General features: G+C 76.3%; 13 protein-coding genes and 1 pseudogene. 6 read left to right on the forward strand and 8 right to left on the reverse strand.

Annotation, left to right across the window (positions count from 1 at the left end; translation table 11 throughout):
• Positions 1 to 173: 173 nt before the first annotated feature.
• Entirely contained in the window at positions 174 to 629 is a 456-nt protein-coding gene (locus Sya03_RS26180; protein ID WP_203941058.1) for a response regulator, read from the forward strand.
• Positions 630 to 662: 33 nt separating this feature from the next.
• On the opposite strand, the pseudogene Sya03_RS31965 reads toward Sya03_RS26180, so the two are convergent.
• A pseudogene (locus Sya03_RS31965) lies at positions 663 to 974 on the reverse strand (YqeB family protein); the annotation flags it as partial.
• A gap of 127 nt (positions 975 to 1,101) precedes the next feature.
• Between Sya03_RS31965 and Sya03_RS26185 the strand changes: the two are divergent.
• From Sya03_RS26185 to Sya03_RS26195, 3 genes are all read left to right on the forward strand, one after another.
• On the forward strand, positions 1,102 to 2,241 hold the full coding sequence (locus tag Sya03_RS26185) for a histidine kinase (RefSeq protein WP_203941059.1): 1,140 nt from the start codon (positions 1,102 to 1,104) through the stop codon (positions 2,239 to 2,241).
• Entirely contained in the window at positions 2,229 to 2,882 is a 654-nt protein-coding gene (locus Sya03_RS26190) for a response regulator transcription factor (RefSeq protein WP_203941060.1), read from the forward strand. The genes Sya03_RS26185 and Sya03_RS26190 overlap by 13 nt, the downstream gene beginning before the upstream one ends.
• Positions 2,883 to 2,970: 88 nt before the next feature.
• Positions 2,971 to 4,470, forward strand: coding sequence for a hypothetical protein (locus tag Sya03_RS26195; protein WP_203941061.1), 1,500 nt, complete (start codon positions 2,971 to 2,973; stop codon positions 4,468 to 4,470).
• Between the two features lie 73 nt (positions 4,471 to 4,543).
• Here Sya03_RS26195 and Sya03_RS26200 read toward each other — a convergent pair whose 3' ends face one another.
• From Sya03_RS26200 to Sya03_RS26215, 4 genes are all read right to left on the reverse strand, one after another.
• Positions 4,544 to 5,662: an MFS transporter gene (locus Sya03_RS26200; protein ID WP_203941159.1), complete on the reverse strand. Its 1,119-nt coding sequence runs from the start codon at positions 5,660 to 5,662 to the stop codon at positions 4,544 to 4,546.
• Positions 5,659 to 7,014 carry an FAD-binding oxidoreductase gene (locus tag Sya03_RS26205; protein WP_203941062.1) on the reverse strand — a complete coding sequence of 452 codons (1,356 nt, stop codon included), beginning with the start codon at positions 7,012 to 7,014 and terminating at the stop codon, positions 5,659 to 5,661. Before Sya03_RS26205 ends, Sya03_RS26200 begins: the two co-directional genes overlap by 4 nt.
• A complete protein-coding gene (gene serA, locus Sya03_RS26210) occupies positions 7,011 to 8,225 on the reverse strand; it encodes a phosphoglycerate dehydrogenase (protein WP_203941063.1) in 1,215 nt (404 codons plus the stop codon). The genes Sya03_RS26205 and serA overlap by 4 nt, the downstream gene beginning before the upstream one ends.
• Positions 8,226 to 8,293: 68 nt before the next feature.
• Positions 8,294 to 9,214 carry a phosphotransferase gene (locus tag Sya03_RS26215; protein WP_203941064.1) on the reverse strand — a complete coding sequence of 307 codons (921 nt, stop codon included), beginning with the start codon at positions 9,212 to 9,214 and terminating at the stop codon, positions 8,294 to 8,296.
• Positions 9,215 to 9,286: 72 nt separating this feature from the next.
• Between Sya03_RS26215 and Sya03_RS26220 the strand changes: the two genes are divergently transcribed.
• Positions 9,287 to 9,682: a VOC family protein gene (locus Sya03_RS26220; protein ID WP_203941065.1), complete on the forward strand. Its 396-nt coding sequence runs from the start codon at positions 9,287 to 9,289 to the stop codon at positions 9,680 to 9,682.
• Positions 9,683 to 9,802: 120 nt separating this feature from the next.
• Entirely contained in the window at positions 9,803 to 10,090 is a 288-nt protein-coding gene (locus tag Sya03_RS26225) for a hypothetical protein (RefSeq protein WP_203941066.1), read from the forward strand.
• A 28-nt stretch (positions 10,091 to 10,118) separates the two neighbouring features.
• Here the strand turns inward: Sya03_RS26225 and Sya03_RS26230 are convergent, their stop codons facing one another.
• From Sya03_RS26230 to Sya03_RS26240, 3 genes are read right to left on the reverse strand one after another with little or no spacing between them, the layout of a single operon-like run.
• Positions 10,119 to 11,432 carry an MFS transporter gene (locus Sya03_RS26230; protein WP_239107850.1) on the reverse strand — a complete coding sequence of 438 codons (1,314 nt, stop codon included), beginning with the start codon at positions 11,430 to 11,432 and terminating at the stop codon, positions 10,119 to 10,121.
• The gene (locus tag Sya03_RS26235; protein ID WP_203941067.1) at positions 11,416 to 12,621 is read right to left on the reverse strand and encodes a type III PLP-dependent enzyme; all 1,206 of its coding nucleotides are present in this window, start codon (positions 12,619 to 12,621) and stop codon (positions 11,416 to 11,418) included. The genes Sya03_RS26230 and Sya03_RS26235 overlap by 17 nt, the downstream gene beginning before the upstream one ends.
• Positions 12,622 to 12,652: 31 nt before the next feature.
• Positions 12,653 to 15,433, reverse strand: a complete 2,781-nt coding sequence (locus tag Sya03_RS26240; RefSeq protein WP_203941068.1) for a putative bifunctional diguanylate cyclase/phosphodiesterase — start codon at positions 15,431 to 15,433, stop codon at positions 12,653 to 12,655.
• Positions 15,434 to 15,522: the final 89 nt, after the last annotated feature.

A 15,522-nucleotide genomic window follows, 5' to 3' on the forward strand; every position in this document is an offset into this window, starting at 1 on the left:
GCCGACCGGGGTCGGCCGAACCGGGGGCCGGCGCATCCGGTCGGCGGCATCCGCCCGGCACCCGGGCAGCCCGCCCCGGGCCGCGCCGCAGGCGGCTCGACCCCTTCGGTGGGCCGGGCGAAACCGCAGCTCACCATAGACTTTCCGCATCACCGCCGGACGATCGGAGATCGATGACCGACACCGCCATCCGGGTGCTCGTCGTCGACGACCACCCTCGCTTCGCGGAGCTGCTCGCCGTGGCGCTGCGCGCCCAGAGCGGCCTGTGTTACCTCGGCCACGCCCGCACCGGCGCCGAGGCCGAACGCCTCGTGGCCGAGCTGCGGCCCGACGTGGTGCTCATGGAGGTGGCGCTGCCCGACGCCGACGGCATCGCCGTGGCGGCCCGGCTCGGCCACACCCACCCCGGCACCCGCGTGGTCATGCTGACCGGCCGCACCGAGCCCGCGCTCGTCGCCCGGGCCACCGCCGCCGGCACCGCCGGGTTCCTCACCAAGACCGGCGCGTTCGGTGACGTGCTGAACGCCGTCCGCACCGCCCACGCCGGCGGCATGACCGTCTCCGCGCACGTGCTGGCCGGCCTGCTGCGCACCCACGAGACCGCTCAGTCCGGGTCGAACAGCCGGTAGTGCCGCCCCGCGCACCGGCCCCGGCACCGCCCGGGTCTGCGCGCCCCGCACCAGCCGCACCCCGTGCCGGTCCAGCTCCACGGCCGGCGCCTCGGCGTGGGCCGTCCCCGCCAGCAGCAGCCCGGCGAGCGCCCCCACCCCGGCCGCCACCGCCACCGTCGGCGTGCGGGGCAGCTCGGCCGCCCGCGCGATCAGGCCGGGCAGCGGCAGCCGGTCGTGCCCGGCCAGCCACCCGGCCGACCGGGCGAGCAGCCAGCCCAGCCCGGCCCCGGCCAGCGGGAACCCGGCCCAGAACAGCGCGTACAGCCAGCGCGGGTGGCGCACCACGATGGGGAGATGGGTCACCGGGGCAGTCTGCGGCGCGGCGGCCGCCCGCGGCGTCGGCGGACGGTCGCGCGGGCGTCGACTTTGGTCGACGCGTCCTGGACCCCGGTCGACGGCGCTGCGGGCGGGCGCTCGGTACGGTCGGCTCGTGCGGTGGACGTGGCGGGACGCGGGCTGGGCGCTGGCCGGCGCGGTCGCCGGCGTGCTCTGGTACCTGCTGGCCGCCTCCGAGGGCGACGAGGGCCTGCCGCCGCGCCCCGTCGTGCTGGCCGCCACGGCGCTCGCCGCCCTCGCCGTGCTCGCCTGGCGGCGCCGGCGCCCGGTGCTGCTGGCGGCGCTGACCGTCACCGGCGGGGTGTTCCTCGTCGGGCCGGCCGGGGCGGCGCCGGTCGCCCTGTACGCCGTCGGCCGCTACCGCTCGCGCCGGGTCACCGTCGCGGTGAGCGGCCTCGCCGCCGTCCTCGTCACCGCCGTGTACGCCGTGTTCGTCCCCGGCGACCGGCTGCTGTTCGGCTTCCTCGTCGCGGTGCACGTGCTGCCGTCCGTCATCGCCGCCGAGCTCGGCATGCTGGCCCGGTCCCGGCGCGAGCTGCTCGCCGCGCTGGAGGAGCGGGCCCGGCTGGCCGAGGAGGGGCAGCGCCGGCACGCCGAGGAGGCCCGGCAGGCCGAGCGGGAGCGCATCGCCCGCGAGATGCACGACGTGCTCGCCCACCGGCTGTCGCTGCTCGCCGTGCACGCCGGGGCGCTGGAGTTCGGCGAGGGCCTCGGCCCGCGCGAGCGGCAGGCCGTCGGCGTCGTCCGGCAGGGCGCGTACGAGGCCCTGGAGGACCTGCGCGAGGTGCTCGGCCTGCTGCGCGCCGACGGCGGCGACGCCGACCGGCCCCAGCCCACCCTCGCCGACCTGCCCGCCCTCGTCGCGGAGTCCCGGCTCGCGGGCGCGCGGGTCGAGCTGGACCGCCGGGTGGACGGCGACGTGCCCGGGTCGGTGGGCCGGCACGCGTACCGGGTCGTGCAGGAGGGCCTCACCAACGCCCGCAAGCACGCCGGCGGGGCGCCGGTGCGCGTGTCGGTGGCCGGCGACGCCGCCGCCGGGCTGACCGTCGAGGTTGTCAACCCCGCCGGGGCTGCCGGGGCGTCCGGGGCGGCCGGTGCGGCGCCCGCCGTGCCGGGCGGCGGCGCCGGGCTCATCGGGCTCGCCGAGCGGGTGCGGCTGCTCGGCGGCCGGCTCGACCACGGCCGCGCCGGCGGCGACTTCCGGCTGGTGGCGTGGCTGCCGTGGCGCCCGTGATCCGGGTCCTGCTCGTCGACGACGACGCCCTCGTCCGCGCCGGGCTGGAACTCATGCTGGCCGGCTTCGACGGCATCGAGGTGGTCGGCGCGGTCGACGACGGGGCCGCCGTCGCCGCCGCCGTCAACACCCACCGCCCCGACGTCGTGCTCATGGACATCCGGATGCCCGCCGTCGACGGCCTGACCGCCACCGAGGCGCTGCGCGCCCGCCGGGACCCGCCCGAGGTGATCGTGCTGACGACGTTCGACACCGACGCGCACGTGCTGCGGGCGCTGCGCGCCGGGGCGAGCGGTTTCCTGCTCAAGCACACCCCGCCGCCCGACATCGCCGCCGCCGTCCGGCGCGTCGCCGCGGGCGAGCCGATCCTGTCGCCGGAGGTGCTGCGCCGCCTGCTGGGCCGGGTGGCCGCCGCCGGGCCCGACACCCGCCGCGCCGACGCCGCCCGCCGCCTCGACCGGCTCAGCCCCGGCGAGCGGGACGTGGCGCGGCTCGTCGGCGCCGGGCGCACCAACGCCGAGATCGGCCGCGAGCTGCACATGAGCACCGCCACGGTGAAGGCGTACATGACCCGGATCCTGGCCAAGCTGGACGTCGGCAACCGGGTCCAGGTGGCGCTGATCGTGAACGACGCTGCCTGACGTTCATCCGGGGACGCCGTTTCTCCGTATCAGACGGTGGGGCGCGGCCGGGGGAACCGGGCGCGTGGGGCGATCTGAGGAGGTAGGCGTGGACCGTTCGGCGGACGACACCACGGCCTGGGACAGCGACGGGCGGCACCGCACCGCGGTGGCCGAGGCGCCGCCGGCGACCGCGGCACCCGCGGCGCCCGGGCGCGGCGGTGGCTCGCCGTCGGCGCACTGGGCCGACCGGGACAGCCTGTACAAGCGGCCCGACCGGCCGTTCCGCCGCCCGCCGGCGGAGAACTCCTTCCCCGACCCGTCCGACACCGCCTCCGGGCTGCCGCGCCAGGTGTCGCCGGACGACACGTCCGGCCGGCACTGGACGGGCGTCGGCGAGCCCACCCGCCGCCCCCGCACCAGCGACCGCGGCGAGACCACCAGCCCCGCGCCGCGTCCCCGCAAGGGCTTCGGGGCGCGGGGCGCCACCCCGGCGCCGGCCGCGGAACCGCCCGCCGCCGGGCGGGAGGCCGCCGCCCGGCGGGACTTCGCCCGCGCCGAGCGGCGCAGCGGCGGCCGCGCCGCCCGTCCGGCGCCCGGCACGCCCGCCGCCCCGGCCGACGACCCGGTCCAGCGCGTCGGCGCCGCGCGCCGCAAGGCCGCCGCCGCGTCGTCGCCGCCGGCCGCCGTCACCGAATCCGCCGCCGAGGGCTCCTTCTTCGGCCCCAACCCGCCGGACGCCCCGGGGGCGGCCGCCGCGTCCGCCGCCGTCGGCGACCTGACCGGCGAGGGGCGGGAGATCCGCCCGCACCGCGCCGCCCGCAGGGACGCCCCTCCCGGGCCCGCCGCGGAGCCGGCCCCGGTCCGCGGCCGGCGGCTCGCGGTGGTCGGCCTGATCGTCTCCGGCCTGCTCGCCGGCGGCGCCGGCGCCCTGTACGCCGTCGGCCACACCGGCACCGGCGGCCTCGCCACCATCCTGCGCAGCGACGCGACGGCCACCGGCGAGCGCACCGTCGCCGCCCCGCTCGCGGGCCGCGCCGCCGCCACCTTCGACGTGACCGGCGTGACGGAGCTCGTCACCCTGCGCACCGAGGACCTCGGCAACGACCTCTACCGGATCACCGCCGCCGAGGACAGCGGCGTGCTGCCCGCGCCGGTGGTCGCGGCCGACACCGTCCGGCTGGGGCTGACCCCGCAGGGCGACGCCGCGGGCGGCCCGGTGGAGATCGTGCTCAGCAACCAGGTCGAGTGGGCGCTGCGCCTGACCGGCGCCGTGCAGGAGTCCCGCATCGACTTCTCGGCCGGCCGGCTCAGCGGCGTGGAGCTGCGTAGCGCCGCCCGGCGCGTCGAGCTGGGGATGGGCGCCGCCACCAAGACGGTCGGCGTCACCGTGACCGGCACGATCGACGAGCTGGTGCTGCGCGCCCCCGCCGACAACCCGGTCCGGCTCAAGCTGCCCAGCGGCGCCAAGACCGTCGCCGCCGGCCAGAAGACGCTGCGCGACGTGGAGCCGGGCGCCACCTTCACCCCGAAGGGCTGGAACACGGACGGCCGCTACGACGTGACCGTCCCGGCCCGGCCGACCCTGGTGTCGGTCGAGGCGAAGTAGGGCAATCAGACCCGGGAGGGCCGGTGCCGGCAGCCCACGGTGCCGGCCCTCCCGTTCGATCCGGCGGCGCGACCTAGGGGCGGGTGCGCACCGCGACCGCGGCCAGGGCCGGCACGACGGCCAGCGCCGCCCAGCCCCACGGCAGGCCCGCCGCCGCGGCGACGGCGCCGAGCAGCAGCGGGCCGCCCGCGTCGCCCAGCTCCCGGCCCAGCTCCGCCGAGCCCATCGTCGCGCCGAGGCGTTCCGGCGGGGCGGACGCCGCCAGCGCCGCGAAGCCCAGCGGCGTGACCAGGCCCGCCCCCGCCCCGACCAGGACGGCGGCGGCGACCACGGCGCCCGGGCCCGGTGCGGCGGCGACGGCCAGCCCGGCGGCGGCGGCCAGCAGACCGGCGGTCAGGCCGGTGCGGGTGCTCAGCCGTCCCGCGTCGAGGGCCCGCCCGGCCAGCGGCTGCACCACGGCGGTCGTCAGCGCCAGCACCGAGACGGCCGCGCCGGTGACGATCGGGCCCAGCCCCGCCGCCCGGCCCGCCACCGGCAGGAAGCCGACGCCCGCCGCCAGGGCCGCGGTCGCGGCGGCGAGGGCGGCCGTCGGCTGCCAGAACGCCGGGGCCGACAGCCGGCGCGCCAGGTCGGCCAGGGTCTGCCGGCGGCGCGGCAGCGGCGGCGTCGCCGGGACGGCCAGCACCGCCCACACCGCGACGACGGCCGCCAGCGCGGCCAGCACCCCGAACAGCAGGCGCAGCCCGCCGAAGTGGATGATCACGCCGCCGAGCAGCGGGCCCAGCGTCCAGCCGAGGCTCTTCCACAGGCCGTAGCCGCCGAACGCACGGCCCCGCCCGGTCGCCGGCGCGAGCCGCGCCACCAGCGCCGACGCGGCGGGGGAGAAGGCGGCCGCCGCCGCGCCCTGACCGAGCCGGGCCGCCCACAGCGTGGCGGGGGCGTCGGCGGCCACGTACAGCAGCGACGCCGCCGCGAACGCGACCAGGCCGCCGAGCAGCACCGCCCGGGCGCCGACCCGGTCGGCGAGCGCCCCGAAGGCGGGCTTCAGCACCACCTCGGCCAGGTCGTACACGGCCAGCAGCGCGCCCAGCGCCACCAGCGAGCCGATCTCCCCGCCGAGGCTCGCGGCGATGCCGTGCGCGCCGAAGGCGCTGGTGAAGCCCGCCGCGTAGAGCGGGAGGCGGCCGCTCAGCGGAGCAGGACCCCCGGGTTGAGCAGGCCCGCCGGGTCCAGTGCGGCCTTGACCCGGCGCATCACGTCGATCTCGGCGGCCGACCGGGACAGGCCCAGCCACTCCGCCTTGGCCCGGCCCACGCCGTGCTCCGACGAGATCGACCCGCGCAGCGACGCCACCAGCCGCAGCACCGCGTCGGTGACCTGCTCGGCCGCGTCGCCCGCGTCGAGGACGTTCACGTGCAGGTTGCCCTCGCCCAGGTGGCCGAAGACGATGGGCCGGGCGGCGGGCGCGACCGCGGCCACCGTGTCCGGCAGGGCCGCCACCAGCGCCGGCAGCTCGCGCAGCGGCACGCTCACATCCAGCTTGACGGGCACGCCGGCGGCGCTGATCGCCTCGGTGTGGGTCTCCCGGTACGCCCACAGCCGCGCCACCCCGGTGACGTCGGACGCGACGGTGGCGTCGAGCACGGCCTCGCACTCGCCGAGCACCTCGAGCACCTCGTCGGTGGCGTCGGCGCGCCCGGCGCTCTCCAGCACCAGGTACGCCGGGTGCGGCGCGTCGAACGGGTCGGGCAACCGCCCGTACGCGCGCACCAGCTCCAGCCCGGCGGGCAGGAACAGCTCGGCGGCGCTCAGCCCGGGCAGCCCGGCGCGGGCGGCGGTGAGCAGGGCGAGCGCGCCCTCGACGCCGTCGACGGCGACCAGCGCGACGGTACGCGCCGGCAGCAGCGGGACCAGCCGCAGCCGCACCCGCGTGATGACGGCCAGGGTGCCCTCGCTGCCGGCGAGCAGCTGGGTGAGGTCGTAGCCCGTGTTGTCCTTGGTCAGGCCGGACAGCCGGCTGACGACCGTGCCGTCGGCCAGCACCGCCTCCACGCCGGTGAGCTGCTCGCGCATGCTGCCGTAGCGGACCACCCGGATGCCGCCCGCGTTGGTGGCGACGAGCCCGCCGACGGTGGCGGCCGAGCGCGCCGCCAGGTCGACGCCCACGTCGAGGCCGTGCGGCCGGGCGTGCTGCTGCAGCTTCTCCAGGGTGACGCCGGCGCCTGCGGTGACCTGCGCCTCCAGCGGGTCCACGTCCTCGATCGCGGTGAGCCGCGACAGGCTCAGCAGCACCTCGCCGCCGCCGGGGACGCCGCCGCCGACCAGGCCGGTGTTGCCGCCCTGCACGACGATCGGCGCGCCCGCCTCGGCGCAGGCCCGCACGACGGCGGCGACCTGGGCGGTGTCGGCGGGGCGCACCACGCAGCGCGCCTCGCCGGTGAACCGGCGGGTCCAGTCCGTCTCGTACTGTGCCCGCAGGTCGGCGTCGACGAGCACGTGCGCGTCGCCGACGATCTCCGTCAGGTGCTTCTCGAGCTCGTTCACGACAGCACCCGCAGGCGGACGGTGGCGTCCATGGCGCGCAGCTGCTCCAGCACGTCCTCGGCGTAGTTGGCGCCGATGTCGGTGAGCAGGTAGCCCAGCTCGCCGCGGGTGCTCAGCAGCTGGCCCTCGATGTTGACCTGGTGCTCGGCGAGGATGCTGTTGACCTGCGCCAGCACGCCGGGCACGTTGCGGTGAACGTGGGCGATGCGCGACGTACGGGCGCCCTGCGGCAGCGCCACCGACGGCAGGTTGACGCTCAGCGTGGTGTTGCCCTCGCGCACGTAGTGGGCCAGCTTGTTCGCCACGAAGTCGCCGATGTCGGACTGCGCCTCCTCCGTCGACCCGCCGATGTGCGGGGTGAGGATGACGTTCGGCAGGCCGCGCAGCTCGGAGACGAACTCGTCGCCGCGGCCCTTCGGCTCCTTCGGGAACACGTCGACGGCGGCGCCGGCGAGGTGGCCGCTGACCAGCTGCTCGCGCAGCGCGCCGTGGTCGACGACGATGCCGCGGGACAGGTTGAGGAACAGCGCGCCCGGCTTCATCCGGGCGAACTGCTCGGCGCCGAAGAAGCCGCTGTTGCCGGGGCGGCCGTCGACGTGCAGGGTCACCACGTCGGATGTCTCCAGCAGCTCGTCCAGCGTCGAGCAGCGCTGCGCGTTGCCCAGCGCGAGCTTGTCGGCGGTGTCGTAGAACGACACGTGCATGCCCAGGTTCTCGGCCAGCACCGACAGCTGGGTGCCGATGTTGCCGTACCCGACGATGCCGAGGCGGCGCCCGCGGACCTCGTGGCTGCCCTCGGCGGCCTTGTCCCACACGCCGGCGTGCATGCCGGCGTTCTTCTCGGTGAGCCGGCGGGTCATCGCGATGATCTCGGCGAGGGCCAGCTCGACAACGGACCGCGTGTTGGAGAACGGCGCGTTGAACACGGCCACGCCGCGCCGCGACGCCGAGCCCAGGTCGATCTGGTCGGTGCCGATGCAGAACGCGCCGATGCCGACCAGGGACGTCGCGGCGGCCAGCACCCGGTCGGTGACCTGCGTCTTCGACCGGATGCCGAGCAGGTGGACGCCCGCGATCCGCTCGATCAGCTCGGCCTCGTCGAGCGCGTTGCGCAGCGACTCCACCCCGAAGCCCTCGGCCTCGAAGCGGGCCACCGCGTCCGGGTGGATGCTCTCGAGGAGCAGGACGCGGACCTTCTCGTGGTCGATCATCTGTGTCCGTTTCGTTGCGGTTGACCTGTCCGGCCGGGGGCTTGCCCGGCCCGGACCCGCCGACCAGCCTAGCGACCGCCCCGCCCGGCCCGTGGCGTGAGGCGCTCCGCGACCCACGGCCGCAGCGCCGCGGCCTGCGCCCGCTGGAACGCCCGCAGCGTCGGCAGCGTGGGCGGGTCCGGCCGCCGCCCCATCTCGGTGAAGAACCCCAGGTACCCGGCGAGCAGGTCGGTGACGGCCCCCGGCGGGGCGTCCACCGGCGCCGGCTCGCCCCCGTACAGCAGCACGTTGACGGTGAGCATCGCCCGGTCCAGCCAGGCCGCGCCGCGGCACGCGTGCGGCCAGTCGACGACGACCACCGACCCGTCGGCGCGGATCAGCAGGTTGTCGGCCCGCACGTCGGCGTGCACCAGCGCGTCGCCCTCGACGGCCGCGGCGGCCCGCTCCGCGGCCGCCAGCAGCTCCGGCAGGTGCGCCGTCACCCACGGGTCGGCGTCCGCGGGCGGGTCGGCCGCCCACCGCGCCCAACCCTGCAGGTCGTGGCCGCAGACCTCGGCCGCGGGCCGCAGCCCCGGCGCGGCGACCCGCCCCAGCTCCGCGAGGGCCCGCACGACCGCGTCCAGTTCCTCCGCCACCCAGGGGGTACGGGGGTGCCGGCCGTCGACGTCCTCCAGCACCAGCGCGATCCAGTCGCCGTCGTCGTGCACCCCCAGCAGCCGCGGCACCGGCGCGGACGCGGGCAGCTGCGCGGCGACGGCGGCCTCCCGCCGGTGCAGGGCGAGGCAGAACGGGTCGACGGGCGCCCCGACCGCCTTGACGAACGCCCGCCGCCCGCCCGCGGTGACGACCCGGTCGGCGGTGCCGGGGGAGAACCCGCCGGCCTGCGACCGCGCCTCGACCACCGCCCCGCCGAGGATGCCGGCGACGGCGTCGTGGACGGTCGCGGGAAGGTCGGACCAGCCGATGCGGACGCCCGAGGCCTGGATCATCGGCTGATCGTGCCAGGCGGCCGGCCCCCGTGTCGCCGTGTTTCCGCCCCGCGATGGGGCACTCTGGCATCCATGGTCGCCGTCATCTCCCACACCACCGTCGACTGCCGCGACGCCTACGCCCTGTCGTCGTGGTGGGGCACCGTCCTCGCCTACGAGCAGGACCCGGAGGACCCGAACGAGCCGGGCCACGAGGAGTGCCTGATCATGTCCGCCGACCGGCGCCACCGCCTGCTGTTCGTCGAGGTCCCCGAGGACAAGCGGGGGAAGAACCGGCTCCACCTCGACCTGCGCCCCCGCGAGGGCACCCGCGACGAGGAACTGGCCCGGCTGCTCGCCCTCGGCGCCGTCCAGGTGGACGACCGCCGCACCACCGACGGCCGCGGCTGGGTGGTGCTGGCCGACCCGGAGGGCAACGAGTTCTGCATCCTGCGCGGGGAGGCGGAGATCGCCCGCACGACGAGCTGACTCTGGCGGCCCGCGGCTATCGTCGGGGACGGCGTACGCACAACTGTCGGAGGTGATCACGGTGCACCCGGTCTCATGACGGCCCCATCCCGGGGCGTCACGGAGCCGAAAGGTGCCCGTATGAGCCGCACCGACAAGACCCGCCCCTGGTGGGTCCGCATGGCCGAAACCCCGATGGTGACGTGCGTGCCGCTGCACGACCACCGCTTCGGGCCCTGCACCCTGCCAGCCGAGATCACCGCCGACGGCGCCGCGTCGCCGGGCCGCTGCCGCTGGGTCGGCACGACGGTCCTCGTCCTGCACCACGCCCCGCGCACCCGCGAGTGGACCTTCCAGCGCCGCGACGACCGCCGCCGCGACCGCCACGAGACGCGCCGCGACCTGCGCACCTGGCACGATGAGGACTGACCCGGTGCGCCACCCTGCCGGGGCGCGGTCAGGCCGCCGGCAGGGGGCGCCGGGTGGCCCGCCGCAGCAGCGGCCCGGCGACCAGCACCGCGGCTCCGGCGGCCAGCGCGACGACGGCGTAGCCGCTGGCCGCGCCGACCGCGGGGGCGGCGGCCATGGCGGGCAGCGCCCGCACGGCCAGGGCGCTGCCCATGGCCCGCACGGCGGAGCTGTAGGCCAGGACGGTCGTCACCGCCGACGCCGGCGCCTTCTCGGCGACGCGGGCGTCCATGTCGCCCTCCAGCGCCGTCATGGCCAGACCGGACAGGAACTGGGCGGCCAGCACGGCCGCGGGCACGACCGGCGCGACGATCCAGCCGGCCAGCATCGTGACGCCCCACAGCGGCCAGCTCAGCGCCGTGGGCAGCCGCAGCCGGCCGACCGCCTCGACGGCGACCGGCGACAGCAGGCAGCCCAGGCTGAACGCCACGGCCGCGGCGGCCACCCAGGCGCGGCCGTGCAGCTCGGTCGTGAGCGGCACGGCCAGCAGCGTCGGTCCGGACGCCAGCAGCATGACGCCGCCGCCCAGGGCGAGCGTCCTGGCCGACACGGGCAGGCGCCCGGACCGGGCGGTGACGCGCCGGCGCGCGATGGTGACGCGGGCGCGGCGGGCGCTGAGGATGGTCGGCAGCAGGCTGCCGCCGTACACGGCCATGACCGCGGCCAGCAGCCAGCCCGTCGGGTGTCCCGCCGGGCCGACCGGCATCAGGGCCGCCGCGCCGATGCCGGCGGCCTCCACGGCGGCGGTCGCCAGGGCGTACCGCGTCATGGCCCGCGGCCGCGGGTCCACGGCCGACACCTCGGCGCGCATGGCGGCGAACCCGGCCCACGCCGCGACGTGCATGACCGTCACGCCGACGGCGACCAGCGGCGTCGGCAGGCCCCACACGACCCCGGCGAGCATGCCGACGCGCAACACCAGCTCCACGACCCCGGCGCCGCGCAGCAGCGTGCGGCCCGCGAAGCGGCGGGCCAGCCAGCCCGTGACGGGCGCCGACAGCACGACGCCCAGCAGCATGGCGGCGTTGTACAGGGCCGCCTCGGCGACGCCCCCGCGGTGGGCGGCGGCCAGCACCAGGACGGTCCAGCCGAGGGACAGGCCGAACGAGTCGACCAGGCCCGTGCCGACGAGTTCGCGCAGCCGACCGGCCCGCCGCAGGCCGCCCGGACCGGCCCGCCGCCGGCCCGCGTTGCCGGACCTGCGTGCCCCCACGTACGGCTGCAGGCCGCGGGCGGGCGCCCGGTGCCGCAGCGGACGATCCTGAACCGGGTCGGTGGCGCGCGGCTCAGCGGGCGCCGGCACCGGGTTCACCGACGAACAGCGGGGTCGGCGGCGCGAAGCCGTTGAACGCCGACGCGTAGCTGAGCGTGTACGCCCCCGCGGAGCCGATGTAGAGCTTGTCGCCCACCTCCAGCGAGTCCGGCAGCGACACCCCGTAGAACATCGTGTCGGACGAGTCGCAGCTGGGGCCGGTGACGGTGAAGGGCACGCAGGGTTCGTCGGCGTGGTGCGGCAGCGACGTCCACAGCGGGAAACGCCAGCCGCTGACCGTCTGCTGGGTCTCCATCAGGCCGTTGTAGGCGCCGACGTCGACGTACAGCCAGTTCTCGCCGGCCCGCACCTCCCGGCCCAGGACCGTGGTGGCCATGACGGCCGTCTCGGCCACCAGGTGCCGGCCGGGCTCGGCGGCGAGCACCTCCGGCCGGTACGGCAGCAGCTCGTCCAGGGCGCCGACGATGACGCCGGCGATGTCCTCGATCGACGGCACCGGGCTGACGTAGCGGGCCGGGAACCCGCCGCCCAGGTTCAGCATGGACAGCCGGATGCCGGCCGTGGCCAGCCGCCGCATCAGCGTGCCGGCGGCCGCGATGGCCTGCCGCCAGGCGCTCGGGTTGGCGCACTGGGAACCGACGTGGAACGTCACCCCGTACGGGCGCAGGCCCAGGCGGCGGGCCAGCAGCATGAGGTCGTAGGCGCCGCTCAGTTCCGCGCCGAACTTGCGCGACAGCGGGAACACGCTGGTGCTGTCGTCCACCCGCAGCCGCAGGTACACGGCGCTGCCCGGCGCGTACTCGGCGATCTTGCGCAGCTCGCCGGGGGAGTCGAAGCCGAAGCGCCACAGGCCGGCGGCGTGGGCGGCGGCGACGTGCGCCGGCGGCTTGATCGGGTTGCTGTAGAGCGCCTCGGCGGGGTCCACGCCCAGGGCCTGCAACGCGTTCAGCTCACCGATCGACGCCACCTCGAAGCCGGCGCCGTGCCGGTGCAGGGTTTGCACGATCTCGGCGGTGGAGTTGCACTTCATCGCGTAGAACGTGGACACACCGGGCAGTGCGGCACTGAACCGGGTGTACCGGGAGACCAGCGTGTCCAGGTCGGTCACGAGGTACGGCGTCGGGACGTCGATGAGGGCGAGGTACTCGGGGGACAGCGCGGCCGGCCAGTGTCCGGGCAGCCGCGGCTGCGCGCGGTGGCCGTCGAGTGCGATGGTCATGGCAGTCAGCTCCTTCGGCGTGATCGGTGGCTCAGGCGGCCAGGGCGGCGGGCTCGTCGGTCATCGGGGCGGCCTCGCGGAGCAGGCGGCCGGCGACGTCCGCGGGCACGGGACGGGAGAAGAAGAAGCCCTGCGCGAGATCGCATCCCATCCGGCGCAGTGCGGTGAGCTGGCCCTGCTGTTCGATGCCCTCGGCCACCGTGGACATCCCGAGGCTCTGGCCGAGCTGGACGATGGTGCGGGCCAGGGTCGAGTCGTCGGCGGCGCCGCCGAGCTGCTCCACGAACGACCGATCGATCTTGATGATGTCGACCGGGAACCGGCGCAGGTACGCCAGTGACGAGTAGCCCGTGCCGAAGTCGTCGATGGCGAGCTGGACGCCGAGCGCCTTGAGCCGGATCAGCTGGGCGAGGTTCTCCTCGGTGTCGTTCATGATGACGCTCTCCGTCATCTCCAGGCACAGCTGGGACGCCGGCATGCCCGTCTCCATCAGCACGTCCGCCACCACGTTGGGCAGGTTGGCGCGGTCGAACTGCCGGACCGAGACGTTGACCGACATCTTCAGCGGGCGGCCACCCGACTCGGTGCTCCACGCGACGGCCTGCCGGCACGCCTCCGTGAGCACCCACCGGCCGAGCGGGATGATGAGCCCGGTCGCCTCGGCCGCCGGGATGAAGTCGCCCGGGTTGACCAGGCCGCGCGTCGGGTGGTGCCACCGGACGAGCGCCTCGAACCCGACGATGCTGCCGTCGGCGAGGTCGATGGTGGGCTGGTAGTGCAGGCTGATCTCCCGCCGCTGCAGGGCCCGGCGCAGGTCGCCCTCCAGTTCGAGCCGGTCCACCACGCGGGCGTGCATCTGCGGGTCGTACACGGCCCAGCCGCCGCCGCCCGTCGCCTTGGCCCGGTACATCGCCAGGTCGGCGTCGCGCATCAGCTGCTCGGCGTCGCCGGCGGCGGCCTCGTCGACGCAGGCCAGGCCGACGCTCGCGCCGATGTGCAGCTCGCGCTCGTCGAGCATGAACGGCTCGTCCATGGCGGCGACCACCCGCTCGGCGACGCCCTCGGCGTAGCGGCGGTTCGGCGCGTGGACCAGCAGCGCGAACTCGTCGCCGCCGAACCGCGCCACCGTGTCGCCGCGGCGCACCGTGGCGCGCAGCCGGTCGGCGACCTGCATCAGGACCAGGTCGCCGGCGGCGTGCCCGAGGCTGTCGTTGACCTCCTTGAAGCCGTCCAGGTCGAGGAACAGCACCGTCACGGTGGTGGCCTCGTCGTCCTCCCGCCGCAGCGCCTCCGCGACCTGCTCGTGGAACAGCGCGCGGTTGGCCAGCTGGGTGAGGGTGTCGTGGAACGCCTCGTGCATGAGCTGCTGCTGCAGCTCCTTGCGCTCGCTGATGTCCCGGGTGTTCAGCACGAGCCCGCCGACGCTGGGGTCGTCGAGCAGGTTCGTCACGGTCATCTCGGCCTGCCGCGGCCGCTTGTCGCGGTGCGGGACGGTGAGTTCCAGCACGGTCGTCGCGTACGGCCGGCCCGCCACGGTGCGCAGCGCCTCCACCAGCCGCGCGGCGGAGTCGGGGTGCAGCAGGTGGATCAGGGCCCGGCCGGTGAGCGTCCGCGCCGAGTAGCCGAACACCCGCCGCACGGACTCGCTCTGGTACAGCACCACCCCGTTCGCGTCGACGACCGTCACCACGTCGGAGCTGTGCTGCACGAGGGCGTGGAACCGCTGCTCGCTGGCGGAGACCTCGGCCACCCGCGCCTGCAGGTGCCGGGTGAGCCCCCGGTTCTCCAGCAGGGTGAGCAGCTGGCGGCCCACCATGAGCAGGATCAGCGCCGAACGGGTCCACGAGACGAAGGGGGAGCCGCCGGCGTTCGTCGCGAACCAGAACATGCTGGTGAGCAGCGCGGCGAGCACCGCGACGTACGGCAGCAGCATGGCCAGCGGCATCTCGCCGTCCTCGGCCGCCTCCTGCGCCACCGGCCCGGCCTGGGCCCGCACCGGCATGAGGGCGGCGAGCAGGATGAACGCGAAACCGAGGAACCAGAACGAGTCGATCATCCCGCCCGAGGCGTACGAGCCGGTCAGGTTGAGGTAGGCGAAGCCGATGTCGGCGACGCAGAAGATGCCGATGCCGATGCCGACGAGCAGCAGCGGGCGGCTCATCGGGTTGCCCCGGTGCCGCAGCAGGGCCAGCTGGAACAGCACCACCGTGACGACGACGACGTCGCCCAGCGGGTACCAGAGGCTGATGTAGAGCGCGAGCGGGTCGCCGCCGGCCTCGATCGTCGGCGCCACGACCAGGATCCAGCTGATCATCAGCGCCGAGGCGCCGATCATCAGGCCGTCCAGCACACTGCGGATGCGGTTCGCGAGGGTCTGCGCGGCGACGGGCAGGAACAGCAGGCCGGCGACCGCCAGCGGCGGCAGCCCCATGTACCCGATGTCGGCGCCGGACGGGAACGGCACCTCCTCGCCGCGCACCGACTCGAGGTAGACCCAGGCCATCTGGCCGGCGCCCCACGACAGGATGCCGAGGCCGATCAGGCCCCAGGAGAGCCGCAGCCGGCCGGTGGTGCCGCGGGCCCGCACCAGGCAGGCGACGGCGGCGGACAGGGCGGCCACGCACAGGCCGACGTTGGAGATCGTCTGCGAGACCAGCGCACCGCCGACGTTCGACAGCAGCAGGCCCCCGAACACGACCACCGCGGCACCCACGGCGACGCACAGCCGCGTCCACCGGGTCGCGCCGGGCGACCGGTTCACGGCCGGGCCTGCCGCGACGGGCTTCTCGCCCGTGTTCGACTTCGACGCCATCTCAATCCCCCGGTCACCGTCCGCCAGCGGGTCGCTGACCTAACGGTGATCGGAGCGAACGGCCCCGAGTTGAGCGGACCCGCGGAGCA

It is taken from the genome of Spirilliplanes yamanashiensis, from assembly GCF_016863475.1.
Lineage (GTDB): Bacteria > Actinomycetota > Actinomycetes > Mycobacteriales > Micromonosporaceae > Spirilliplanes > Spirilliplanes yamanashiensis.

Coding starts and splice junctions, on each gene's coding strand:
- Sya03_RS26240 (WP_203941068.1), bottom strand. CDS start 15,433: ATGGCGTCGAAGTCGAACACGGGCGAGAAGCCCGTCGCGGCAGGCCCG.
- Sya03_RS26215 (WP_203941064.1), bottom strand. CDS start 9,214: ATGATCCAGGCCTCGGGCGTCCGCATCGGCTGGTCCGACCTTCCCGCG.
- serA (WP_203941063.1), bottom strand. CDS start 8,225: ATGATCGACCACGAGAAGGTCCGCGTCCTGCTCCTCGAGAGCATCCAC.
- Sya03_RS26225 (WP_203941066.1), top strand. CDS start 9,803: ATGAGCCGCACCGACAAGACCCGCCCCTGGTGGGTCCGCATGGCCGAA.
- Sya03_RS26220 (WP_203941065.1), top strand. CDS start 9,287: ATGGTCGCCGTCATCTCCCACACCACCGTCGACTGCCGCGACGCCTAC.
- Sya03_RS26180 (WP_203941058.1), top strand. CDS start 174: ATGACCGACACCGCCATCCGGGTGCTCGTCGTCGACGACCACCCTCGC.
- Sya03_RS26235 (WP_203941067.1), bottom strand. CDS start 12,621: ATGACCATCGCACTCGACGGCCACCGCGCGCAGCCGCGGCTGCCCGGA.